This is a genomic window from Mesorhizobium sp. M4B.F.Ca.ET.143.01.1.1 (assembly GCF_004792275.1).
Classification (GTDB): domain Bacteria; phylum Pseudomonadota; class Alphaproteobacteria; order Rhizobiales; family Rhizobiaceae; genus Mesorhizobium; species Mesorhizobium abyssinicae.
The window spans coordinates 175,177-195,905 of sequence record NZ_SRSR01000009.1 but is presented as its reverse complement, the minus strand read 5'-3'; the positions used below and the strand labels follow the sequence as shown (position 1 = coordinate 195,905).

General features: G+C 67.1%; 20 protein-coding genes. 7 read left to right on the top strand and 13 right to left on the bottom strand.

Annotated features, from left to right (window positions below; all coding sequences use genetic code 11):
• Nucleotides 1–74 precede the first annotated feature (74 nt).
• A complete protein-coding gene (locus EN786_RS22705; RefSeq protein WP_127287101.1) occupies nt 75–968 on the bottom strand; it encodes a DMT family transporter in 894 nt (297 codons plus the stop codon).
• Nucleotides 969–1,058: 90 nt separating this feature from the next.
• Between EN786_RS22705 and EN786_RS22700 the strand changes: the two genes are divergently transcribed.
• The gene (locus EN786_RS22700) at nt 1,059–1,985 is read left to right on the top strand and encodes a LysR family transcriptional regulator (protein WP_135908881.1); all 927 of its coding nucleotides are present in this window, start codon (nt 1,059–1,061) and stop codon (nt 1,983–1,985) included.
• A gap of 16 nt (nt 1,986–2,001) precedes the next feature.
• Here the strand turns inward: EN786_RS22700 and EN786_RS22695 are convergent, their stop codons facing one another.
• Nucleotides 2,002–2,586, bottom strand: coding sequence for a hypothetical protein (locus EN786_RS22695; protein ID WP_127285850.1), 585 nt, complete (start codon nt 2,584–2,586; stop codon nt 2,002–2,004).
• Nucleotides 2,587–2,700: 114 nt separating this feature from the next.
• On the opposite strand from EN786_RS22695, the gene EN786_RS22690 reads away from it, so the two are divergent.
• Entirely contained in the window at nt 2,701–2,934 is a 234-nt protein-coding gene (locus tag EN786_RS22690; protein ID WP_127285849.1) for a DUF2093 domain-containing protein, read from the top strand.
• Nucleotides 2,935–2,940: 6 nt separating this feature from the next.
• Here EN786_RS22690 and lpxK read toward each other — a convergent pair whose 3' ends face one another.
• The 6 genes from lpxK to EN786_RS22660 form a co-directional block, all read right to left on the bottom strand.
• Complete coding sequence (gene lpxK / locus EN786_RS22685; protein ID WP_127285848.1) at nt 2,941–3,966, bottom strand: tetraacyldisaccharide 4'-kinase; 1,026 nt, start codon at nt 3,964–3,966, stop codon at nt 2,941–2,943.
• A gap of 1 nt (nt 3,967) precedes the next feature.
• On the bottom strand, nt 3,968–5,284 hold the full coding sequence (gene waaA / locus EN786_RS22680; RefSeq protein ID WP_127285847.1) for a lipid IV(A) 3-deoxy-D-manno-octulosonic acid transferase: 1,317 nt from the start codon (nt 5,282–5,284) through the stop codon (nt 3,968–3,970).
• Complete coding sequence (locus EN786_RS22675) at nt 5,281–6,039, bottom strand: lysophospholipid acyltransferase family protein (protein WP_245478410.1); 759 nt, start codon at nt 6,037–6,039, stop codon at nt 5,281–5,283. Before EN786_RS22675 ends, waaA begins: the two co-directional genes overlap by 4 nt.
• Before the next feature lie 20 nt (nt 6,040–6,059).
• Entirely contained in the window at nt 6,060–6,305 is a 246-nt protein-coding gene (locus EN786_RS22670) for a DUF4170 domain-containing protein (RefSeq protein WP_127285845.1), read from the bottom strand.
• 74 nt (nt 6,306–6,379) lie between these two features.
• On the bottom strand, nt 6,380–7,186 hold the full coding sequence (locus EN786_RS22665; protein WP_128276091.1) for a 3'(2'),5'-bisphosphate nucleotidase CysQ: 807 nt from the start codon (nt 7,184–7,186) through the stop codon (nt 6,380–6,382).
• A complete protein-coding gene (locus EN786_RS22660) occupies nt 7,173–8,516 on the bottom strand; it encodes a TldD/PmbA family protein (protein WP_127311773.1) in 1,344 nt (447 codons plus the stop codon). The genes EN786_RS22665 and EN786_RS22660 overlap by 14 nt, the downstream gene beginning before the upstream one ends.
• Before the next feature lie 168 nt (nt 8,517–8,684).
• Between EN786_RS22660 and EN786_RS22655 the strand changes: the two genes are divergently transcribed.
• Nucleotides 8,685–9,101, top strand: a complete 417-nt coding sequence (locus tag EN786_RS22655) for a VOC family protein (protein WP_127285842.1) — start codon at nt 8,685–8,687, stop codon at nt 9,099–9,101.
• Between the two features lie 35 nt (nt 9,102–9,136).
• Here EN786_RS22655 and EN786_RS22650 read toward each other — a convergent pair whose 3' ends face one another.
• From EN786_RS22650 to EN786_RS22635, 4 genes are all read right to left on the bottom strand, one after another.
• A complete protein-coding gene (locus EN786_RS22650; RefSeq protein ID WP_127285841.1) occupies nt 9,137–10,558 on the bottom strand; it encodes a hypothetical protein in 1,422 nt (473 codons plus the stop codon).
• Complete coding sequence (locus tag EN786_RS22645; protein WP_128346640.1) at nt 10,555–12,222, bottom strand: CHAT domain-containing protein; 1,668 nt, start codon at nt 12,220–12,222, stop codon at nt 10,555–10,557. The genes EN786_RS22650 and EN786_RS22645 overlap by 4 nt, the downstream gene beginning before the upstream one ends.
• Before the next feature lie 117 nt (nt 12,223–12,339).
• Nucleotides 12,340–13,590 (bottom strand): FAD-dependent oxidoreductase, encoded by a 1,251-nt coding sequence (locus EN786_RS22640; protein ID WP_127286771.1) that lies wholly within the window; start codon nt 13,588–13,590, stop codon nt 12,340–12,342.
• 7 nt (nt 13,591–13,597) lie between these two features.
• Entirely contained in the window at nt 13,598–14,986 is a 1,389-nt protein-coding gene (locus EN786_RS22635) for a PLP-dependent aminotransferase family protein (protein WP_127286770.1), read from the bottom strand.
• A 285-nt stretch (nt 14,987–15,271) separates the two neighbouring features.
• Between EN786_RS22635 and EN786_RS22630 the strand changes: the two genes are divergently transcribed.
• Genes EN786_RS22630 through EN786_RS22615 form a run of 4 tightly spaced genes read left to right on the top strand, consistent with a single transcriptional unit; the run spans nt 15,272 to nt 19,621 of the window.
• Entirely contained in the window at nt 15,272–16,453 is a 1,182-nt protein-coding gene (locus EN786_RS22630) for an ABC transporter ATP-binding protein (protein ID WP_127286769.1), read from the top strand.
• Nucleotides 16,454–16,458: 5 nt separating this feature from the next.
• Nucleotides 16,459–17,502, top strand: coding sequence for an ABC transporter substrate-binding protein (locus EN786_RS22625; protein WP_187331445.1), 1,044 nt, complete (start codon nt 16,459–16,461; stop codon nt 17,500–17,502).
• A 7-nt stretch (nt 17,503–17,509) separates the two neighbouring features.
• Nucleotides 17,510–18,790 (top strand): ABC transporter permease, encoded by a 1,281-nt coding sequence (locus tag EN786_RS22620; RefSeq protein ID WP_127310326.1) that lies wholly within the window; start codon nt 17,510–17,512, stop codon nt 18,788–18,790.
• Between the two features lie 3 nt (nt 18,791–18,793).
• On the top strand, nt 18,794–19,621 hold the full coding sequence (locus EN786_RS22615) for an ABC transporter permease (RefSeq protein ID WP_127284937.1): 828 nt from the start codon (nt 18,794–18,796) through the stop codon (nt 19,619–19,621).
• Here the strand turns inward: EN786_RS22615 and epmA are convergent.
• On the bottom strand, nt 19,618–20,670 hold the full coding sequence (gene epmA, locus EN786_RS22610; RefSeq protein WP_127284936.1) for an EF-P lysine aminoacylase EpmA: 1,053 nt from the start codon (nt 20,668–20,670) through the stop codon (nt 19,618–19,620). The two genes, EN786_RS22615 and epmA, sit on opposite strands and share 4 nt — an antisense overlap.
• Nucleotides 20,671–20,729: the final 59 nt, after the last annotated feature.

Below are 20,729 nucleotides of genomic sequence, written 5' to 3'. Positions count from 1 at the left end.
GGTCCGGGTGGGGGACATGAAAAGAGCCGCTCGATGCGGCTCTTTTCCTGACTCGGGAATGCTAGATCCCTGACTTACCGCTTCAAATTCACCACGATGACGCCGCCTAGCGCCAGCGCGCCGCCGAGGATGCCGAGCAGCGTCGGCACTTCGCCCAGCCAGAAGAAGCCGATCAGGGCGGACATCGGCGAGACCAGATAGAGGAAGTTCGAGGCACGCGCAGCCGGCAGGCGCGACAGCGCGGTCGCCCAGGCGGCGTAGGCGATCAGGCTGGGCACGATGCCGAGGTAGATGACGGCGCCGAGACCGGCTGTGTCGGCAACTGCCGCCTGCGAGATCGCTTCCGGCAGGAAGGGCGCTAGGCAGAGCGCGCCGAGCACCATGTTGGAGGCGGCGATGGTCAGCGGATGATGGCGGGCAAAGAGCGGCTTCTGGACGATGGTGTTGACGGCCGAGCAGAGCGCGGAACCCAGCACCAAGAGGGCACCGGTGTTGAAGTGCAGCCCCTGCCCGTCGGCCATGGCGATGATGCCGATGCCGGCGAACGAGATCAGCGTGCCGAGCCAGGCCATGCCCGAAAAGCGCTCGCCGAGCAGCGCCATCGCCATGATGGCGGTGAAGATAGGGCTGACGTTGATGATGAAGCCGGCGGCGCCCGCCGACACGGTCAGCTCGCCGAAATTGAGCATCGCCGTGTAAAGCGCGACGAAGATGGCGCCGCCGAAGCCGAAGCGCCACAACTCGTCGACCTTGGGCAGCGCCGGGCGCTTGACGGCCAGGAAGATCGCCGCCGGCACGGCGGCGATGGCAAAACGCAGCGCGCCGAGCTCCAGCGGCTGGAAGGCCTCGAGGCCTGCACGGATCGCCGGGAAGGCGGAGGCCCAGCCGACCACTGTGAGCGCGACCGCGATGGCCGCCGTGGTGTCCATTCGCTGTGTCTGATTCAACGTACCGGCATAGGCGGTCATCGCTATATCCTCGTTGCTTGGCTCCATGGGGCTAGAAGACCGCATCAACCGTGGATTGACAAACGACCAATTCGAGGGTCACCTGTGAGCATGGATCACAGCTCGAACCAGTTACTCCCGTTGGAGACCTTGCGCGCTTTCGATGCGGCGGCGCGAACGGGGAGCTTTTCGGCGGCGGCCGAGAGGCTGAACCTCACCCACGGCGCCATCAGCCGGCAGATCGCCAAGCTGGAGGACTGGCTGGGGCTGAAAGTGTTCGAGCGCAACGCGCGCGGCGTGACGCTGACCAATGAGGGCAACCGCCTGCATCTGAGAACCACCGAGGCCTTCGCGCTGATCTCGGTCAATTCCGACCGCTGGGTGGAGCCGCGCGGCACCGCGGTGGTGCGGCTGGCCTCGATCCCCTCGGTCAGCGGCCTGTGGCTGATGCCGCGCATGGCGGCGCTCGAGAACAGCCCGACCCGGCTGCGCATCGTGCTCGATGTCGACAACCGCCAGGCGGACCTCGCCGACGAAGGCATCGACCTTTCGGTGCGTTGCGGGCGCGGTCGCATTCCCGGTCGCGTCTCGGTGCAGCTGTTCGAGGAGTACATCTTCCCGATCGCTTCGCCGGAACTGGCGGGGGAAATAGGGCACGGCGACCCTGCCCGGCTGCTCAAGTTCCCGCTGATCAACGATTCCGACGCATCCGCCTGGCGCGCCTGGCTCGCGGCGCAGGATATCGACTACCGCCCTCGTCCACAGGATCGACGCTTCGAAGATTACAATCTGGTGCTCGACGCTGCGGCGCACGGGTTGGGCATCGCGCTGGCGCGGCCGCCACTGACGCAGGCGCAACTCAAGACGGGCTGGATCGTCGCCGTCGATGACCGCACCGCGCTCAATCCGGTGTCCTACTGGCTCGACCGGCCCGTCGGTCGCCCGCGCGCCGCCGCGGCAGACCTTGCGCGGCGCATTGCGGCACAGGCAGGCCTTGCGACTGAAAAACTCGAAGCCTTCCTGCAGGACGACGCGTAGAGCCGGTCAGACCTGGTCAGCGAAGCAGCAACAGCGCGATGGTGGTGATCGTCGCCGAGAGCAGCGCCGTTAAGATCGACATCATCCACAGCGGCGGCTGGCTGGGTTGCGACGATCGAGCGCTACCCGGTCGGGCGGCCGCGCCGGGTGGCCTGGGCGCGTTGGAATTGGCAGCAACCAGCACTGAAGAGGAAACCGCGATCGTGGACACAGGCAATGTCGGTGCCGCCGCAGCCCTCGTCATGCTGTCGGCTATCGCCGTCTGAGGCGAGGTCGGGCCGCGCGAAGCCTGTTCGGCTTCCGCCGCCGGCCTGCCTGGCCGAACGCCCGCCGAGGCACGATCCGCTTCCGGTTCCATGACCGCCCTGTAGGCATCCTCGATCTGGTCGGAAGACAGGCGTTGAGTCGCGTGGGCGGGCGGCCTCGGCAACGAGCCGTTGAAAGCCTGGGCGGCGAACTGGGCCGAAGTCGCGGCCGACGGCGCCGGCGGTTGGACAAGCGCCTTGACCAGCGCCGCGGTCGCCGGATCGGCCTTGGCCGTTGGCACCGGCTGCGGCGTGAGCGCCTCCTTCAGTGTCAGGCGGGTGGAGGAAATGTCCATGCCGGTTCCCATCAACCATTATGCTGATCGAGCGATACTCCACGAGCATTGCGTCAAGCTTGACCTTGCCTGCGATTTGTGGCGATTGAATCTCATGAACCCAAGCGTCATTTCATGATGAACCGTTTTGAAGGCCCGGGCGGCAAGGAAGCCCGCATCCGCTATCTCGACGGCGACTTTCAGGTCACCAGCCCAGGCGCATTCGTGCGCTGTGCGGTGACGGGCGAGAGCATTCCGCTGGATGAGCTCAAATACTGGAGCGTCGCCCGGCAGGAGCCCTACGTGAACGCCACCGCCTCGCTGCGCCGCGAGATCGAGATGCACCCGGAGCTGCGCAGCCGAAAGTAGGTCTTATCATCCCCGCAGCTTGCGCTGCCGCCAGGCATCCAGCGTCTCGTCGATGATGCGTTCGGGCGCATGGTCGAGCTCGAAGACGGCGTCGATCTCCAGTACGTCGAGCTGCTCCAGGAACTCTTGCGACGCGCCATGGCGCAGCCGGGCGGCGTCCTTGGCGGTGGTCGCCAGGCGAAGCCCATCGCGCTTGGCGGTCGCCGCCAGTTCGGCAAGTTCGTCCTCGGCGTAGAAATGATGGTCGGGGAAGGATTTGGCGAGCACGACCTCGCCGCCGGCCTCGCTCAGCGTGCGGAAGAACTTGTCGGGATGGCCGATACCGGCGAAAGCGAGAAAGCGCTTGCCGGCGAAGCGCTTGCGGGCGCGAGGCTCGGTATGCGCCTCGAAGATCGGCCGGCCGGCGCGCGCCGCCTGGCGCACCACCGCGTCGGCGGCCGTCCCCTCGCCCATCTTGAGCAGCGCGCTGGTGAAGACCAGCTGGTCGACGATGTTTGCTCTCAGCGGTCCGCCCGGGATGACGCGGCCGTTGCCGATGCCGTAGCGCGCGTCGACGACCACCAGCGCGAAGTCGATATGGAGGCGCGCGCTCTGGAAGCCGTCGTCCATGATGAGGAAGTCGCAGCCGAGCTTTTGCTTCAGCAGCCTGGCGCCGGCGGCACGGTTCGGCGTCACCGCCACCGGCGCATGCTCGGCCAAAAGCAGCGGCTCGTCGCCGACATGCTTGGCGGCGTCGTGATGCGCATCGACGATGTGCGGCTCACCGAAGGAGCCGCCGTGACCGCGCGACAGGAAGCCGGGATTGAGCTGCATGCGCTTGGCTTGCCTCGCGAGCGCGATCGCCACAGGCGTCTTACCGGTGCCGCCGACGGTGAAGTTGCCGACGCACAGCACCGGCGCCTCGACCTTTTCGCGCGGTGCCCGCCGCATGCGGCGGCCGGCGACGACCGCATAGGCCGCCGACAGCGGCGACAGCGCCAGAACGCGCCAGTCCGGTTTTTCCCACCAGAAGGGCGGTGCTTCGGAGGTCACGCTACCTCCCGTCTGCGCCCTTCAGGCGCGACTTGACGATCAGCGGCTGGATGTAGGGCTCCAGCGACTTCAGCGTGCGTGCCAGCGCGCCGCGCATCTCGTCGACGGTGGCCGCTCCCGCCGCCATCATCTCATGGCGCGCCACCTCGTTGGTCAGCAGGAAATTGACGGCGCCGGCCAGCATGTCGCGGTCGCGCACCAGCTTGGCGCCGCCGCTGTCGAGCAGGCGCTGATAGGCCTCGCGGAAGTTCTGCACGTTGCGGCCGGCGAGCACCGCCGTCTCCAGCATCGCCGGCTCGAGCGGGTTCTGGCCGCCCTCGGAGGTCAGCGAGCGGCCGACGAAGGCGATTTCCGTCAGCCGCAGGTAGAGACCCATCTCGCCGATCGTGTCGCCAAGCAGAATGTCGGTGTCGGCCGTAATCCTGTCGCCCCTGCTGCGGCGGGCGAGCTTCAGGCCCATGGCGGAAATCTGCGCGGAAAGCGCTTCGGCGCGATCGGGGTGGCGCGGCACGATGATGGTGAGCAAGCCGTGGTGGCGCCGGTGCAGGGTCGCATGCACCTCAGCCGCCACCACCTCCTCGCCGTCATGGGTCGAGATCGCCGCCCAGGTCGGCCGTTCGCCGATCTGCCGCTTCAGCGAGGCGAGCGCGCGCTCGTCGACCGGCGGCGGCGCGGTATCGACCTTGAGGTTGCCAGACACCGTCACAGGCCGGGCGCCGAGCGTGCGGAAGCGCTCGCCATCCACATCCGACTGGGCAACTACGTGGGCAAGGTTCTCGAACAGCGCCTCGGCGATGTTGGCGCGTTTCTTCCACGACGAGAAGGAGCGGTCGGACAGCCTGCCGTTGACCAGCACCTGCGGCACGCGGCGGGCGCCGAGTTCCAGCATGGTCATCGGCCAGATCTCCGATTCGGCGATGATCGCCAGGTCCGGCCGCCAATGGTCGAGGAAGCGGCTGACGGCGGGCTTCAGGTCAAGCGGCACGTATTGATGGATGATGCGGTCACCCAACCGCTCGTCGGCAACCTGGGCGGAGGTGACCGTGCCGGTGGTGAGCACGATGTTGACGCCATAGTCGAGGATGCTCTTGACCAGCGGCACGACGGCGATGGTCTCGCCGACGCTGGCCGCATGGATCCAGATCACCGGTCCTTCCGGACGCGGCCGGCCGGCGACACCGTAGCGCTCGCGCCGGCGCACGCGATCTTCCTTGCCCCTGGAGGTGCGCCAGGCGACATAGGGGCCGATCAGCGGATAGGCGGCGGCGCCCGCGTAGCGGTAGGCCGACAGCATGGCGCGCGCCCAGCGCTCGCTCATTTCGAACCGTCCACGAGGCGATAGGCCTCGGCAGTTGCGGCGTTGATCGCGTCGGTGACTTCCTGGCGCTTGCGTTCCATCTCGGCGTCGTCTGCATCGGCCGGCACGAATACCGGCGGCCCGACGATAACCGCTGAGCGGCCGAAAGGCAGGTTTATGGTGGTTTTATCCCAGCTTTTTTCAAGCACCTTGCGGCGGCTGGTGGCGATCGCCGAAGGCAGGATCGGCCGGCCGGACAGCCGCGCCAGAAGCACGACGCCCATCCCGGCGTCGCGCGGCGTGCCGTGCGGAATGTCGGCGATCATGGCCACGTTCTTATCGGCGGCGAGCGATTTCTTCAGGGCAATCAAAGCCTTGGCGCCACCCTTGTCGAGATGCCTCGTACTGTCGCGGCCACCGGAGCCGCGCACCGCCTCGATGCCGAACTTCTCAAGCATCAACGCGTTGAGCTCGGCATCCGCGCTGCGCGAGACCATGGCGACCAGCTTCCGGCCTTTCGGGTAATAGGCGGGCGTCAGCAGGTGCTGGCCGTGCCAGAGCGCGATGATACCGGGCTCCAGATGCGCGTAGGCGCCGCCGGCGACCTGAGTCGACCCCTTGACCAGCGGGCTCGTCAGGCGAACCAGACGGACAAAATTGGCGAACAGGCCGGCGATGAAGCTTTTGACGAACCGCGACTGCGCCAGCGGCTCGCGAATCCTGCGCCAGAGCGTCTTGCCGCCACGCCTGACCGTATGGGCGGGCTGCCCCTTCACCGCTTCATGCTCCAACGGTGTCAACCGGCGGCCTTCACGTCTGGGTCGAGCAGCCGGTGCAGGTGAACGACGAAATAGCGCATATGGGCATTGTCGACGCTGGCCTGCGCCTTGGCTTTCCATGCCGAGTGCGCGGACTGGTAGTCGGGATAGATGCCGACGATGTCGAGTCCGTCGAGGTCGCGGAATTCGGTTCCGCCGAGCTTCTTCAACTCGCCACCAAATACCAGGTGCAAAAGCTGTTTCTTTCCGTCTTCCACGGCCATGTCGGTCCTTCACATATCGTGAGTTTGCAAAGGTCTAGACCAAAGCCGCCGACTTTGGAACCTTTGATGATGGTTCAACTTTCCAGCCCGGCGATGACGCCGGCAAGCACGTCGAGCAGCTCGCCGCTGCCGGCGGCCAGCGCGCCGTGGTGGATCACCGCGCCGGCATAGCGCGGCGGCCGGCCTTGTCTGTCGAGCAAGGCGCCGCCCGCCTCGCGCAGGATGAGGTCGGCGGCGGCGATGTCCCAGTCATGCGCGTTGGGCTTGACGAAGGTGGCGTCGAGCTTGCCGGCGGCGATCATCGCCAGCCGGTAGGCAAGCGATGGAATATAGGGCATGCGGTGCAACCGGCCCTGCCACGCCTCCGGCAGCAGGTCGACCAGCGGCTTCGGGCCGCCGATATCCACATTGTCCGGCAGCGCGCGCACGCGAATCCGCTCGCCGTTGAGGAAGGCGCCTTCGCCGGGCAGCGCCCAGTAGGTCTCATGCTTGGCCGGGCATTCGAGGACGCCGGCAAGCGTCACCCCGTTTTCCACCACCGCGACGCTCACGCACCAGGAGTGCAGGCCATCGAGAAAACCACGCGTGCCGTCGATCGGGTCGACGACGAAGGTGCGGTGCGCGGCAAGCCTGGCATGGTCGTCGGCGGTTTCCTCCGATAGCCAGCCGTAACCCGGCCGCGCCTTGAGCAAGGTCTGGCGAAGATAGGCGTCGGCCGCGTGGTCGGCCTCGCTGACCGGCGAAGTGCCACCCTTCATCCAGACTTGCGGGTTGTTGCCGAAATAGCGCATGGCGATCGCGCCCGCCTCGCGGGCGGCGTCGCGCAGCAGAGCGAGGTCCTCGCGGGCCCCGGTCAGGACGGTCGGATCAGGCGCCGGCAAGGGTCATGCCTTCGATGAGCAGCGTCGGCGCCGCGGTGCCGAAATTGCGGTCGAGGTCGCTCGCCGGCACCATATTGAGGAACATGGTCTTCAGATTGGAGGCAATTGTCACTTCGGCGACCGGATAGGTGAGCTCGCCATTCTCGATCCAGAATCCGGAGGCGCCGCGGCTGTATTCGCCGGTCACCATGTCGACGCCCTGGCCAAAGACTTCAGTGACATAGAAGCCGCGCTTCAGCGACTTGATGAGGTCTTCCGGCGTCCGCTCGCCCGGCTCGATGGCGAGATTGGTCGAGGACGGCGAGACCGAGGAGCCGCTGCGCGAGCCGCGTCCGTTGGTGACAAGGCCGAGCTCACGCGCGGCCGAGGTCGACAGGAACCAGTGGTTGAGCACGCCCTTGTCCACCATCAGCAGTTTCTCGCCCTCGACGCCTTCGCCGTCAAAGGGGCGCGAGGCCTGGCCGCGGCGCCTCAGCGGCTCGTCGGTGACGGTGATCGCCGCGGCGACGACCTGCTTGCCCATCATCTCGCGCAGGAAACTGGTCTTGCGCGCCACCGCGGCGCCATTGATGGCGCCGGCGAGATGGCCAGCGATGCCGCGCGCGACGCGCGGATCGAACACGACGTCGACCGGTCCGGTCGCCGCCTTGCGAGCGCCGAGGCGGCGCACGGCGCGCTCGCCGGCCTTGCGGCCGATCTCTTCGGGCGCATCGAGATCGGCGAAATGCTGGCGCGACGAGAACTCATAGTCGCGCTCCATGCCGGTGCCCTCGCCGGCAATGACACTGGTCGAGCGCGAGAAGCGCGAGGCGACATACTGGCCGACGAAACCGTGCGAGGTGGCAAGCACCAGGCCGCCCAGCCCGGCGCTGGCGCCGCTGCCGGCCGAATTGGTGACGCCCTTGACGGCGAGTGCGGCCGCTTCCGCCGCAAGTGCCGCCTCCTTCAACGCATCGGCCGAAACCTCGGTGGCGTCGAAGAGGTCGAGGTCGCGGGGCTTGCCGGCCAGAAGGGCAGGATCGGCAAGGCCCTGATAGGGATCCTCGGGCGATACCCTGGCCATGGCGACGGCGCGTTCAGCCAGCGCCCTGGGGTCCGAGGCCGAGGTCGCCGAAACGCTCGCCACCCGCTGGCCGACGAAGACGCGCAGCGAGACATCCTCGCTTTCCGACGATTCGGTGCCCTCGACCTTGCCCAGCCGCACCGAAACGCCCGCCGAGCGACCACGCACCGCGACAGCGTCGGCGGCATCGGCGCCGGCGCGCCTTGCAGCCTCGACCAGGGCCGCGACGCGGTCGGTCAGTTTTGCTGCGTCGAGCTTGTCGGTCATGCACTTGATCCTGTTTCTTCGCCGTGGTTGGGAAGCTGCCGCACCATCTATTGTTCCCCTGCCGCTTGTGCAATGGCGGAAGGACAATCAGAGTGCCGCGACCAAATCGCGCCCGGACCGGCCGAAACCACCGCCCAATGCATCGCCAAACTGCCAGGAGCCTTCGCCATGACCCCTTTCCATCTCGCCTTTCCGGTGCGTGATCTCGATGAAACCCGCGCTTTCTATGGCGAGGTGCTGGGCTGTGCCATCGGTCGCTCCTCGGCGAGTTGGGTGGATTTCGATCTCTTCGGCCACCAAATGTCGGCGCATTTGCGGCCGCAGGCCTCAGTGGCGGCGCACGACGGCAAGGTCGACGGTGTCGCGGTGCCGATTCCGCATTTCGGCGCGGTGCTGCTGATGGACGAATGGGAGCGGCTGGCAGCCAGGCTGGAAGCGCGATCTGACATAGACTGGCTGGAGCGCCCGATGGTGCGCTTCAAGGGCGAGCCCGGCGAGCAAGCGACGCTGTTCATCCGCGACCCCTCCGGCAATGCCCTGGAATTCAAGGGCTTCCGTTCGCTGGAGCAGATCTTCGCGCATTGAGCCGATCGGGCCACGCCACAAGCTGAGCCGCGCTGCTACTTCGCGCCCGTCTCGTACTGGCCGGCGATGAAGATTTCGAGGAAGCGCCGCCCGTCGCGGCGCGAAGCCTCCTGGCCGGCGTCGTAATTGGCCATCGCCGTTTGCCTTTGCCTGAAGATGTCGTAGGCGCGGCGGGCGAGCGGCATGGCGGCTTCATAGCCGTTGGTCTTGGTGACAATCATGCGAACCGCCGTGGCCAGGACATATTCGGTCACCTGCGGATCGTCCCGCGCGACGTCCGCCGCGGCGGTGGCGGCTTGCAGCAGATCGCGCACCGCGGGCCCGTCGGGGGCACCGTCGCCGCGCGCCAGCACCGCGATCGCGACATAGAAGCGCGACAGCGCCGCGTTGACCGCATCGCCCGACAGGGCCGCATCCGCCTCGCTCTTCCTGAAGGTCTCCTCGGCGCGCTGGTAATCGCCGCTGCTGAAGGCAAGTCCGGCCTGCTGCGAAAGCAGCGCAAAGCGCTGTTCCGGCGTCGCCGCGAAATCGCCGGCTATGTCGATGGCGGCCGCGGCCGCCTGCCGGTCGCCGGTCGCCACGGCTGCAGCGGCGAGGCGGCTGAAGACGCTCCAGGTCAAACGACGCCAGCCAGCGTCGGTCAGCGCGAGATCGCGCAGCTTCGGCTTCGACTGGCCATCCCATGGCGAGGCGACCAGCAGATCGGCGGCGCGGCGCAGCGCCGCCACAGCCAGGGCATTGCGCCCCTCGAAAGCATAGGCGGTGCCGGAGATCGACTGGCAGTGGGCGTTCTGGAAATCGACATCATCCTCGGCAAGACCGGTACCGCCCGGCAGCATGGCCCGCGATGCAAGGGTCAGAGCGAGTTCGGTATTGCCGACAGCCAGCGCCTGGTCGGCCTTCCCGGCAAGATCGAGCGCCAGTTCGGCAGCCGACGGCAGAGCCCGCCCGGCATCGGCGCCGGTGGCGCTCTTCGCCCACGACCGGGCTTGGTCCTCCAGTTGCTTGCGCTGCGCCTCGCCGAAGCGCTCGCCCATCCACAGCGCGGTGATGGTCACGGTCTCGATCGCTTCCTTGTAGCGGCCGAGATCGGCCAGCGCATAGGCGCGCGACACCAGCAGCGAATTCTTCATGTCTGCGTCGGGCTGCTGCGCGCCGAGCAGCAGCGACAGGCCTTCGTCCGCCAGTTGCAGCGCAAACGCCGGGTTGCCGTCGAAGCGGGTGGTGTCGGCATACATGGCGTAGATGATCGCAAAGTCGGGCGTGAGCTCGCCCCTGCGGCGGGCGTCGCGCAGCGCCTCGCTGAACATGCCGCGCACTTCGGGGTAGCTGTCGTTCTTGCGGTAGGCCTCGGCGGCCTTCTCGGCCACGGCGAACGGATCGATGCGGTCGGCCAGGGCGACACCTGCCTGGAGAGACAGCAGCGACGCAGCGATGAAGCGCAGAACCGTCTTCAATAGCCGCCCTCCCCGACAAGGACGAAGGGCGCCCAGGCGGACGGGTGCGCAAGCGAGGGATCATCCTTGTCCTGCATGATGTCGAGCATGGCGAGGCGGAGCGCCTCGGCTCGGCGGAGCCTTGAGCCGCTGCCCAGCGCCGCAAGCGTCTGCGTGGTCAGACGTGCGGCGGCATCGTCGCGGACCGGCCAGTGGGAGACAAGGATCGCCCGCGCGCCGGCGTAGAGGAAGGCGCGCGCCAGGCCGGACAGGCCCTCGGCGTCAGGCCGGCCGTCACCGCCGGCGGTGTTGCAGGCCGAGAGGATGACCCATTGCGCCGACAGTTTGAGCTCCGCCACTTCGGAGGCGGTCAGCAGGCCGTCATCGCGCGCGGTGGCGACTTGCGGCGGGGTCAGCACCAGGGCTGGCTCGGCCAGACCGCGCAGGTCGCCGGAGAGCAGGCCATGAGTGGCGAAAGCCAGGACGTCCGTCGTCGACAGGTCCGTCTGCTTGACGATGGTTTCGCTCGCCCTCGCGCCGACAAAGAGGTCCGTTTCCGGCGCGCCGAGAATGGCGGCGAGCTTGCGCAACTCCGGGCCGGTCTCAGGCAGCGGCGGCAGGTCGCGCACTGCGTCGACATTGGCGAGGCTGCCGCGAAAGAAACTTGCGGGAGGGGCGGAAGCGACCTCGACCGTCTCGCCGCCCAGCACAGGCGCGCCGAAGCCGCGAAAGGCAATGCGCTTTTTGCCGCCGCGCGGCGGCGGGTATTTGCGGATGACGGCCAGGCTGTCGACGGACGGCAAGGTGGTGAAGGCATAGTGCCTCGCCAGCCAGTCGGTCCGGCGCAGCGCCTCCGGGTCGGTGTCTTCACCGGTGGGAGCCGAGGCGACGAGTACCGACAAGGGAAGGCCGGCCAGCGGACCGTCACTGACGACGAAGACGTGGCGCGCGGCCTTCAGCGCCGGCTCGACCGGTCGGATCAGCTCGCCATAGAGGATGCTGGCCGTCGTGCGATCGAAGGGCGCGACACGCGGCTTGTCCATGCCGGGGACCAGTGTCCTGGCGCCGCGCGCGGCCGCCGCCGGATCGAGCTCGGCCCGCAACCTGGCGATGTCGCCGCCAAGGATCTCCGCACCATAGCCGGTTTCGGTCCAGGCGGTGTCATGCTTGCCGATCGCCCAGACGAAGATGTGATCGTGCCCGGCAAGCATCAGCAGCAGGCCCTCGTCCTCATCGAGCAGGGCCTGCACGTCGGCCACCGACAGCGGTTTGGGATGGGCAAGGTCGGCATAGCGCGGGAAGGACCGCGCCAGCGTGGCGTCGACGCCAACCAGTTCGGCGCGCAGAGAATCGATCTCGCCGCGCAGGCGCACCAGCGCGTCGGCGCCGCTCGCACCGGCAGAAGTCGCCTGCCCCAGCGCCTTTTCCTTCCCGCTGATCATGGCCACGATATCCTGGCGCTGGCGCACAATGCCCGCCAGCTCCGGCGAGCCGGCAGCGGCGCGCAGGCCAAGCTGCTGCAAGGCATTGCCCGCGGAGGACAGCAGCGCCCATTGCGCGGCCTCGAACGCATCCTCAAGGTGGCGGTCGGCCGCCGGCGCGACTGCCGGGGCGCCGACGGACGCCAGCCCGGCCACCAGAAGACAGATGCGCGCCAGGCGCCAAGGCGCCCGCGGCGATTTCAATTCAGCCAGCCCCAACGACAACCCCTGCCCGCCGATCGCCACGCCGGAATACGCGGCGATCGCGCCATCATTGTGATGGGGAGGATTGGATGCAAGAGGGCGGAGCGTTGGCCTCTATCAGGCGCTGAAGCGATCGGCGGCAAAAGGACCCAGCCGAGAGGCATCCACCGTGCCGCCGATCAGTGCCGCAACCAAACGTGCCGTGATCGGCGCCAAGGTCAGGCCGAGATGACCGTGGCCGAAGGCGTGGATCACCCTGGAACTGCCGCGCGAACGGCCGATGACCGGCCGGGAATCGGGCAGTGACGGACGAAAACCCATCCATTCGGACGAGTTTTGGCCAAGGTTGGGGAAGAACTGCCTGACGCCGCGATCGAGCAGCGCCAGCCGGCGCGGATTTGGCGGCGCGGCAAGCCCGCCGAGCTCGACCGTGCCGGCGACCCGCAGCCGGCCAGCCATCGGCGTCATGTAGAAACCGAGATCGACAGGACAGACCGGGCGATTGAGCAGGGGAACATCTGTCGGGAATTCGAGATGGTAGCCACGCTCGGTGTCGAGAGGGATTTTGTCGCCGGCCTGCGCTGCCAGGGCCCGTGACCGCGCGCCGGCGGCGATCACCACCGCGCCCGCCTTGATATCCATATCGGGACCGCTCAGCCTGACACTGCTCCCCTCGATTTGCAGCCCGGTCACCTCAGCCTTGACCAGCAACGTCCCGCACACGGTTGCGGCATCGAGCAGCCGCTGCATCAGCGTCCCGGGATCGGTGACGTTCATCGAGTCCGGGAAATAGAGGCCGCGCGCTCCCGTCGCCGGAAGGCCGGGCTCCAGCGCGGCCACCTCTTCCGCATCCAGCACCTGCTGGTGAACGCCAAACCCGGCGCGCAGCGCCCTGCCCCCGGCACCAGCGGCGAAATCGCTTTCGCGTCGATAGAGATAGAGGCAGCCTTTGCGGCGTAAGAGGTCCTGCAGGCCCGCCTCCTGCACCATCTCCTCCCAGGCCGGCAAGGCTTCCGCCAGCAGCCCGGCGAGCGCCACTGCATTGGCGCGGGTGGCCGCCGGAAGCGATTGCCTGACAAAGCGCACCAGCCATGGCGCCAACTGGAAAAGTGCTGCCCAGCGCATCGAAAACGGACTGTCCGGATCGAGCAGCAGTTTCGGCAAGGCGCGCAGGACGGCCGGATTGCCCACCGGCATGCAGGCGTATTCGGCGAGCGTCCCGGCATTGCCGAACGAGGCGCCCGAGCCCGGCTCGTTGGGATCGATCAGCAGGACCTCACGGCCTTCGCCAGCAAGCCGCAACGCTGTCGCCAGCCCGACGACACCGGCGCCAATGATGGCGATCTCGACTGTCCTGGACGCTGCCACCGGTGACCTACACAAAACCCGGCAGTTGCAGATGACCGGCCGCGAGCAACTCGGCCATCGTGCTGAGCGCCGTGCGCAGATCCTCCTGCGAACGTGCCGCGCCGACATTGATGCGCACGCCGTGCTGGACCGGTTCGCGGCCGACCGCGAAGGCATCGCCGGGCAGCACGGCAACGCCGCGTTCCAGGCAAGTGCGGGCAAAGCCCGCGCCGCGCCAGGGTTCAGACAGGCGCAGCCAGGCATGGGTCGACGTCGGATGCGCCTGGATATCGAAGCGGCCGAGGATTTCGCTGAGGATGGCCTGGCGCTGGCGCAGCTCCTGTTTCTGGATCTCGATGATGCGGGCGGCCGAGCCTTCCTCGATCAGCCTTGCGCCGATCAGCGCCGTCAGCGGGCTGATGCTCCAGCAGTTGATGCGCAGCGCCGCCGCGACCTGGCCAGCGATGGGGCGCGGGGCGATGACGAAGCCCAGGCGCAGGCCTGGCGCCAGGCATTTCGACAGCGCGCCGAGATGGATCGTCAGCTCCGGCTCGAGACTGGCGAAGGATGGCGGCGGATCGTCGGCAAGCGGCCGATAGACGTCGTCCTCGATGATCAGCACGTTGTGGCGCCTGGCGACCGCGGCGAGATCGCGCCGGCGTTCCTCGCTCAGCGTGATCGTCGTCGGATTGTGCAGCGTCGGCACCAGGAAGACGGCGCGCGGGCGCAGTTGCGCGCAGGCGGCGTCGAAAGCGTCGGGACGCATGCCGCCGCGGTCCATGGCGATGCCCCTGAGGTCCAGCCCGTGCACGCGGCACAGCGCATTGATGCCCTGGTAGGTCACCTCGTCGGCCAACACCACCTCGCCTTGCCGGGTGACGGCGCCGAGCAGGCAGTCCAGGCCATGCTGGGCCCCGGCAGCCAGCACGACGCGGCCGGGGTCGCCATCGCCGGCAACGGATTTGAACCAGTCGGCCACCGCCACTCGCGCCCAGAGCGGTCCTTCCGGCGGATGGTAATCCTGCAGCGCGGTGTAGTGTCGGTCCTTGGACAGGCGCGGCAAGAGTGCTGCTACCGCATCGAGATAGGCCGATGTGGCGGGCCGGTTTACGGAAAGGTCGATGATGCCGCTCTGGTCGCTCGGCGCCGACACGAAGCCCGGTTTTTCGCCGGCGTCACGGGCGGCGACCGTCGTGCCGCGCCCGGGCCGCGCTTCGAGCAGGCCCTGCTCCTGAAGGGTCGACAAGGCCCGCGTGACGGTCGTGACATTGATGCCCAGCGCCCGCGCGATCTCGCGCTGCGGCGGCAACCGGTCACCGACAGCGAGCGTGCCGGCGGCGATGCGTTCGGCGATCGCATCGGCAAGACGGCGGTAGACCGGACTTTCGTCGTCGGCGAGGCGAAGATCTTGGAGCATACGGGATTCGACTACGGCTGATGTCTCACTGTGGCGCATCTAGCATAAGACAATACTCCGTACAATAGAGCTTGTCTGACGCACAATCGCAAGACGCCCTGCCAGAAATCTCACACAATTCGTTAAAAATCGGCTTGACGGACAAAGTTGTCTGCATCTATGGTCGATTTCAGGTTAATTGTGTGACCATACAAGTCGCACGACCTGCCGGGCAGCAGGCCGGTTTCCGGGAGGACGAGGCATGGATCGCAAGCCGCATCTCAGCCGCATCAAGGATTGCGGACTATGAGCGCCCGCCAGGCCGCATTGCCGGCCGCGGCGGCCACGATCGCGCCCGCCACGCAAGCAGATCCCGTCGGCAAGGGTTTCGTCGAATTCGCCGATGTCGAAAAATCCTACGACGGACGGACCTTCGCGGTGACGCGGATGAACCTCACCGTTGCGCGCGGCGAATTCCTGACGCTGCTTGGTCCTTCCGGCTCCGGCAAGACAACGACACTCAACATGCTTGCCGGCTTCGAGCGGCCGACGCATGGCACGATCACGCTTGAAGGCCAGCCGGTCGACCGCTTGCCGCCCTATCAGCGCAACATCGGCATGGTGTTCCAGAACTACGCGCTGTTCCCGCATATGACGGTCGAGGAGAACGTCGGCTTCCCGCTCTCGGTCCGGCAGGTCGACAAGGCCGATATCGCGTCCAGGGTAGCGAGCGCACTCGACATGGTGCGGCTCAGGCAATTTGGCGACCGCAGGCCGACCCAGCTTTCCGGCGGCCAGCAGCAGCGCGTGGCGCTTGCCCGCGCCCTGGTGTTCAAGCCGAGCCTGGTGCTCATGGACGAGCCGCTCGGCGCGCTCGACAAGAAGCTGCGCGAACACATGCAGCTCGAGATCAAACAAATCCACACCATGCTCGGCGTCACCATTGTCTACGTCACGCATGACCAGAGCGAGGCACTGACGATGTCGGACCGCGTCGCTGTCTTCAACAATGGCGGCATCGTCCAGCTCGGTTCGCCCGACGATCTCTACAACGCGCCGCAGAGCTCTTTCGTGGCGAGCTTCATCGGCGAGAACAACACGCTCGAAGGCGTGGTCGATCGCGTCTCCGGCGCAGAATGCCGCGTCAGGCTGAATGGCGGCGGCGAGCTTACCGCACTCGCCATCGGCGTCGCGCAGGGCGCTCCCTGCCACGTCGCCATCCGCCCGGAGCGGCTGACCCTGACGCCGACGGCGGCCGGCGGCAATGCCCTGCCCGCCACTGTGGACGGGCGTATCTATCTCGGCGACCACCTGCGCCTTTTGGCCAGGCTCGCCAGCGACCAGGTGCTGACCGTCAAGGTCGGCCCCGAATCGACGATGGCAAACGGCGAGACCGTGACGGTCTCCTGCGCGTCCAATGATTGCCGCGCCTTTCCGGCCGATGCCGGATCGGGCGGTGCCATTCCAAAACAGGGGAAAACGAAATGACACTCATGAGGAAGACTCTTCTCGCGCTCGCGGCCGCCACGGCCTCGATGACCATCGCCGGCGCCGCCTTCACCGACGAGCTGTCGATCATGGCGAGCGGCGGCGCCTGGCAGGACGCGCAACGCAAGGCCTGGTTCGAACCTTTCAGCAAGGAGACAGGCGCCAAGATCCTCGAGCAGGAGTATCTCGGCGATCTCGGCAAGGTCAAAGCGATGGTCGAGACCGGCAACGTGCCGATCGACCTGGTGACGGTCGAGACGGCGACCGTGCTGCAGGGTTGCGACGCCGGTATCCTCGAACGCCTCGACTATTCCAAGATCGGGCCGCGCGACAAGTTCATCGAAGGCTCGGCGCTCGATTGCGGTGTCGGTCTCGACGCTTACGGCGACATCCTCGCCTACGATCCGACCGTGCTGAAAGAAGCGCCAACCTCGGTTCTCGACCTGTTCGACACGACCAAATTCCCCGGCAAGCGCGCCATGCGCAAGTTCCCGGCGCAGAACCTCGAATGGGCGCTGATGGCAGACGGCGTGGCGCCGGCAGACGTCTACAAGGTGCTGGCCACGCCGGAGGGCGTCGACCGTGCCTTCAAGAAGCTCGACACGATCAAGAAGGACATCGTCTGGTGGGATGCCGGCGCGCAGCCGGCGCAGCTTCTGGCTTCCCAGGAAGTGGTGATGACCACCGCCTGGAACGGCCGCATCCAGAACGCCATCGACAACGACAAGAAGCCATTCAAGATCGTCTGGAACAACCAGATCCTCGAATACGACATGATCTCCATTCCAAAGGGCGCCAGGAATCCGGAGCTGGCCTACAAATACCTCGCCTATATCAGCCAGCCGGAAAACAACGCCAAGCTCGCCAGCTACATCACCTATGGGCCGGTGCGCACCGACGCGGCGTCCTTCGTCGCTCCCGACGCGCTGCCGAAACTGCCGAACGCTCCGGATCACTTGAGCGGCGCCTATCTGGTTGCCGACACCGAGTTCTGGGGCGACTATGGCGAGGACCTCGTCAAGCGCTTCAACGCCTGGCTTGCGCAGTAGGCGAGAGATGTCGGCGCTCCAGCCCAGCGAACTCGACCGGCCCGCGCTGGCCCGCGGCCGGTCAGCCGCCGACGCCGACCTGAAATCGGTGTCGGCGGCGCTCCGGCGCGCCGAATTCGGCGACCGGCTGCGCACGCTGCTGCTGGCGGCGCCTTTGCTCATCCTCCTGGGGCTGAGCTTCGGCATCCCAATCGTGCTCCTGCTGTCGCGCGCCGTCTATGATCCGACAATCGCAGATGCTTTGCCCAAGACGACCGTGGCCCTGGGCGGCTGGAACGGCCAGGGCCTGCCGGGTGACGATGCCTTCGCGGCGCTCGCGGCGGACCTCAAGGACAATCAGGCCAAGGGCACGGCCTATGAGCTGGCAAAAAGCCTCAACGCCCGCCTGCCCGGCGCGCGCAGCCAGGTGCTGAAGACGGCGCGCAAGCTCGAAAGCGCCGACGGCCAGGCCGCGCTCGACGCCGTGAAATCGCTGCCGTTCTGGTCAGCGCCGTCGACCTGGCCGACGATCCGGAACGGCACTCACAGCCTCACCTCGTTCTATCTGCTCAGCGCCCTCGACCTGCGCTGGAATGCCGATGGCAGCATCGAGCGGGTGCCGCCGGAGCAGGCGATTTTCGTGCAGGTGTTCCTGCGCACCTTCTTCGTCGCCGCCGCGGTGACGCTGGCCACGCTGCTGCTGGGGTTTCCGCTGGCCTATCTCATCGCCAGCGTACCGAAGGGGCTGGCGGCCATCCTGATCGTTGCGGTGCTTTTGCCGTTCTGGACTTCGATCCTGGTGCGCACAGCCGCGTGGACGGTCCTTTTGCAGAAATTCGGGCTGGTCAATGACTTCCTGCTCTTTATCGGCGTCGCAAGCGAACGGCTCGACCTGATGTACAGCCGTATCGGCCTGATCATAGCCATGACCCATATCCAGCTGCCGTTCACGCTACTGCCGATCTACAGCGTCATGCGCACGATCCCGCCCTCGCAGATGAAGGCCGCCTATTCGCTCGGCGCCAAGCCCTTCACTGCCTTCCGCCGCGTCTACATTCCGCAGGTGTTTCCGGGCGTCATGGCCGGCTGCCTGCTCACCTTCATCTTGTGCCTGGGCTACTACATCACGCCGGCGCTGATCGGCGGCGCCAGCGACCAGCTGATCAGCAATTTCATCGCCAACTACGTCAATGTCGAATTGAACTGGGAGATGGCGGCGGCGCTGAGCTTCATCCTGCTCGTCTTCACGCTGGCGCTGTTCGGCATCTTCGCCCGCATCCTCGGCCTCGACCGCCTAAGGCTGGTGTAGCCCATGCTGTTGTCTCCCTACCCCACAACCGGCGAACGCATCCGCATCACCCTGCTGTGGATCTGGTGCGGGCTCGTCATCCTGTTCCTGCTGGTGCCGATCCTCATTCCGGTGCCGCTCTCCTTCAACAGCGGCGCCTTCTTCATCTTCCCGCTGGAAGGCATCTCGACGCGCTGGTACGAGGTGGTGCTCGGCACCCAGCGCTGGCAGTCGGCGATCGGCAACAGCCTGATCGTCGCCTTCGGCACGACGCTGATCGCAACCACGCTCGGCACGCTGACGGCAATCGCGCTCTCGGACGAGAAATTCCCGGGGCGCCGCATCGTCATGCCGCTGCTTCTGTCGCCACTGATCGTGCCGGTGGTGATCACCGCCGTCGGCTCGTACCTGTTCTATGCGCGCATCGGCCTTGCCAGCACCTATGCCGGCATTATTCTCGCGCATACCGCGCTCGCCAGTCCCTTTGTCGTAGTGACGGTGGGCGCGAGCCTTACTGGCTTCGACCGCAATCTGATGCGCGCCGCCGCGATCTCGGGCGCTAAGCCGCTGACTTCGTTCTTCCGGGTGATGTTGCCGCTGATCCTGCCCGGCGTGCTCTCTGGCGCGGCCTTCGCCTTCGTCACTTCCTTCGACGAGGTCGTGGTCGTGCAGTTCCTGGCCAGCGCCGGCCAGCGCACCATGCCGCTCGAAATGTTCATCGGCCTTCGCGAAAAGCTCAGCCCGGCGATCACCGCCGCCGCGACGCTGATGATGGCGCTGTCGATCGTGCTTCTGGTGGTGGCCAATCTTTTGGCGCGGCGCGGTCAGAAACGGCCGGGCACCGCACCCTAGATCGGTGCCCCGGCCACCGGCGTCCAGATCACATCGTCGATCCTGGTCGCGCCGGTCGCCAGCATAGCCAGCCGGTCGAAGCCGAGCGCCGAGCCACTCGCCTGCGGCATGCTGGCAAGCGCCGCCAGGAAATCCTCGTCGATCGGGTAACGCTCCTGGTAGATGCGCTCCTTCTCGTCCATCTCGGCGGCGAAGCGGCGGCGCTGTTCCGCCGGATCGGTGAGTTCACCAAAAGCGTTGGCGAGCTCGACGCCGCAGCAATAGAGCTCGAAGCGCTCGGCGACGCGGGGATCCTCGGCGCTCGGCCTGGCAAGCGCGGCTTCCGAGGCCGGGTAGCCATAGAGGATGGTGGCGCGCCCCTGCCCGAGCGCCGGCTCGACCTTCTCGACCATCACCCGGCTGAACAGGTCGGCCCAGCTGTCGTCGGGGGCGGTGCGTATGCCTGCCCTGATCAGGGCTGCGTGAAGGGCGGCGCGATCGGTGCCGCCATCGGTTGCCACCGTCGCGAGAAGATCGATGCCGGCATGGCGCGAAAAGGCCTCGGTGACGCTCAGCCGCTCCGGCTCGGCGAAAGGGTCGGCCTCGCGGCCGCGAAAGCGGAAGGTCCTGGCACCCGCCTTCTCCGCCGCCAGCGCCAGGAATTCGGCGCAGTCGCGCATCAGGCTCTCATAGGTCTCGCCGACCCGGTACCATTCGAGCATGGTGAATTCCGGATGATGCAACGGGCCGCGCTCGCGGTTGCGCCAGACCGGGCCAAGGCTGAAGATGCGCCGTTCGCCGGCGGCCAGCAGCTTTTTGCAGGCGAATTCCGGCGAGGTGTGGAGATAGAGCGGCTGGCGCGCGCCGTCCGTCCCGATCGCCTCGGTGGCGAATGCCGCAAGATGCGCCTCGTTGCCAGGCGAAACCTGCAGCGCCGAGGTCGTCACCTCGATGAAATCGCGCTCGCCGAACCAGCCGCGCAGCGCCGCAGTGATGGCGTTGCGGGCGATCAGCCGCGGCCGGCGATCGGCATGGACATCGGGCGTCCACCAGGGGGAAGCGCCGGTCATGGGCGGGAAAATCGCCGGGAAGGCTGGCGGTTCGGCGCGAGATGCGCTAGGGCGCGCGG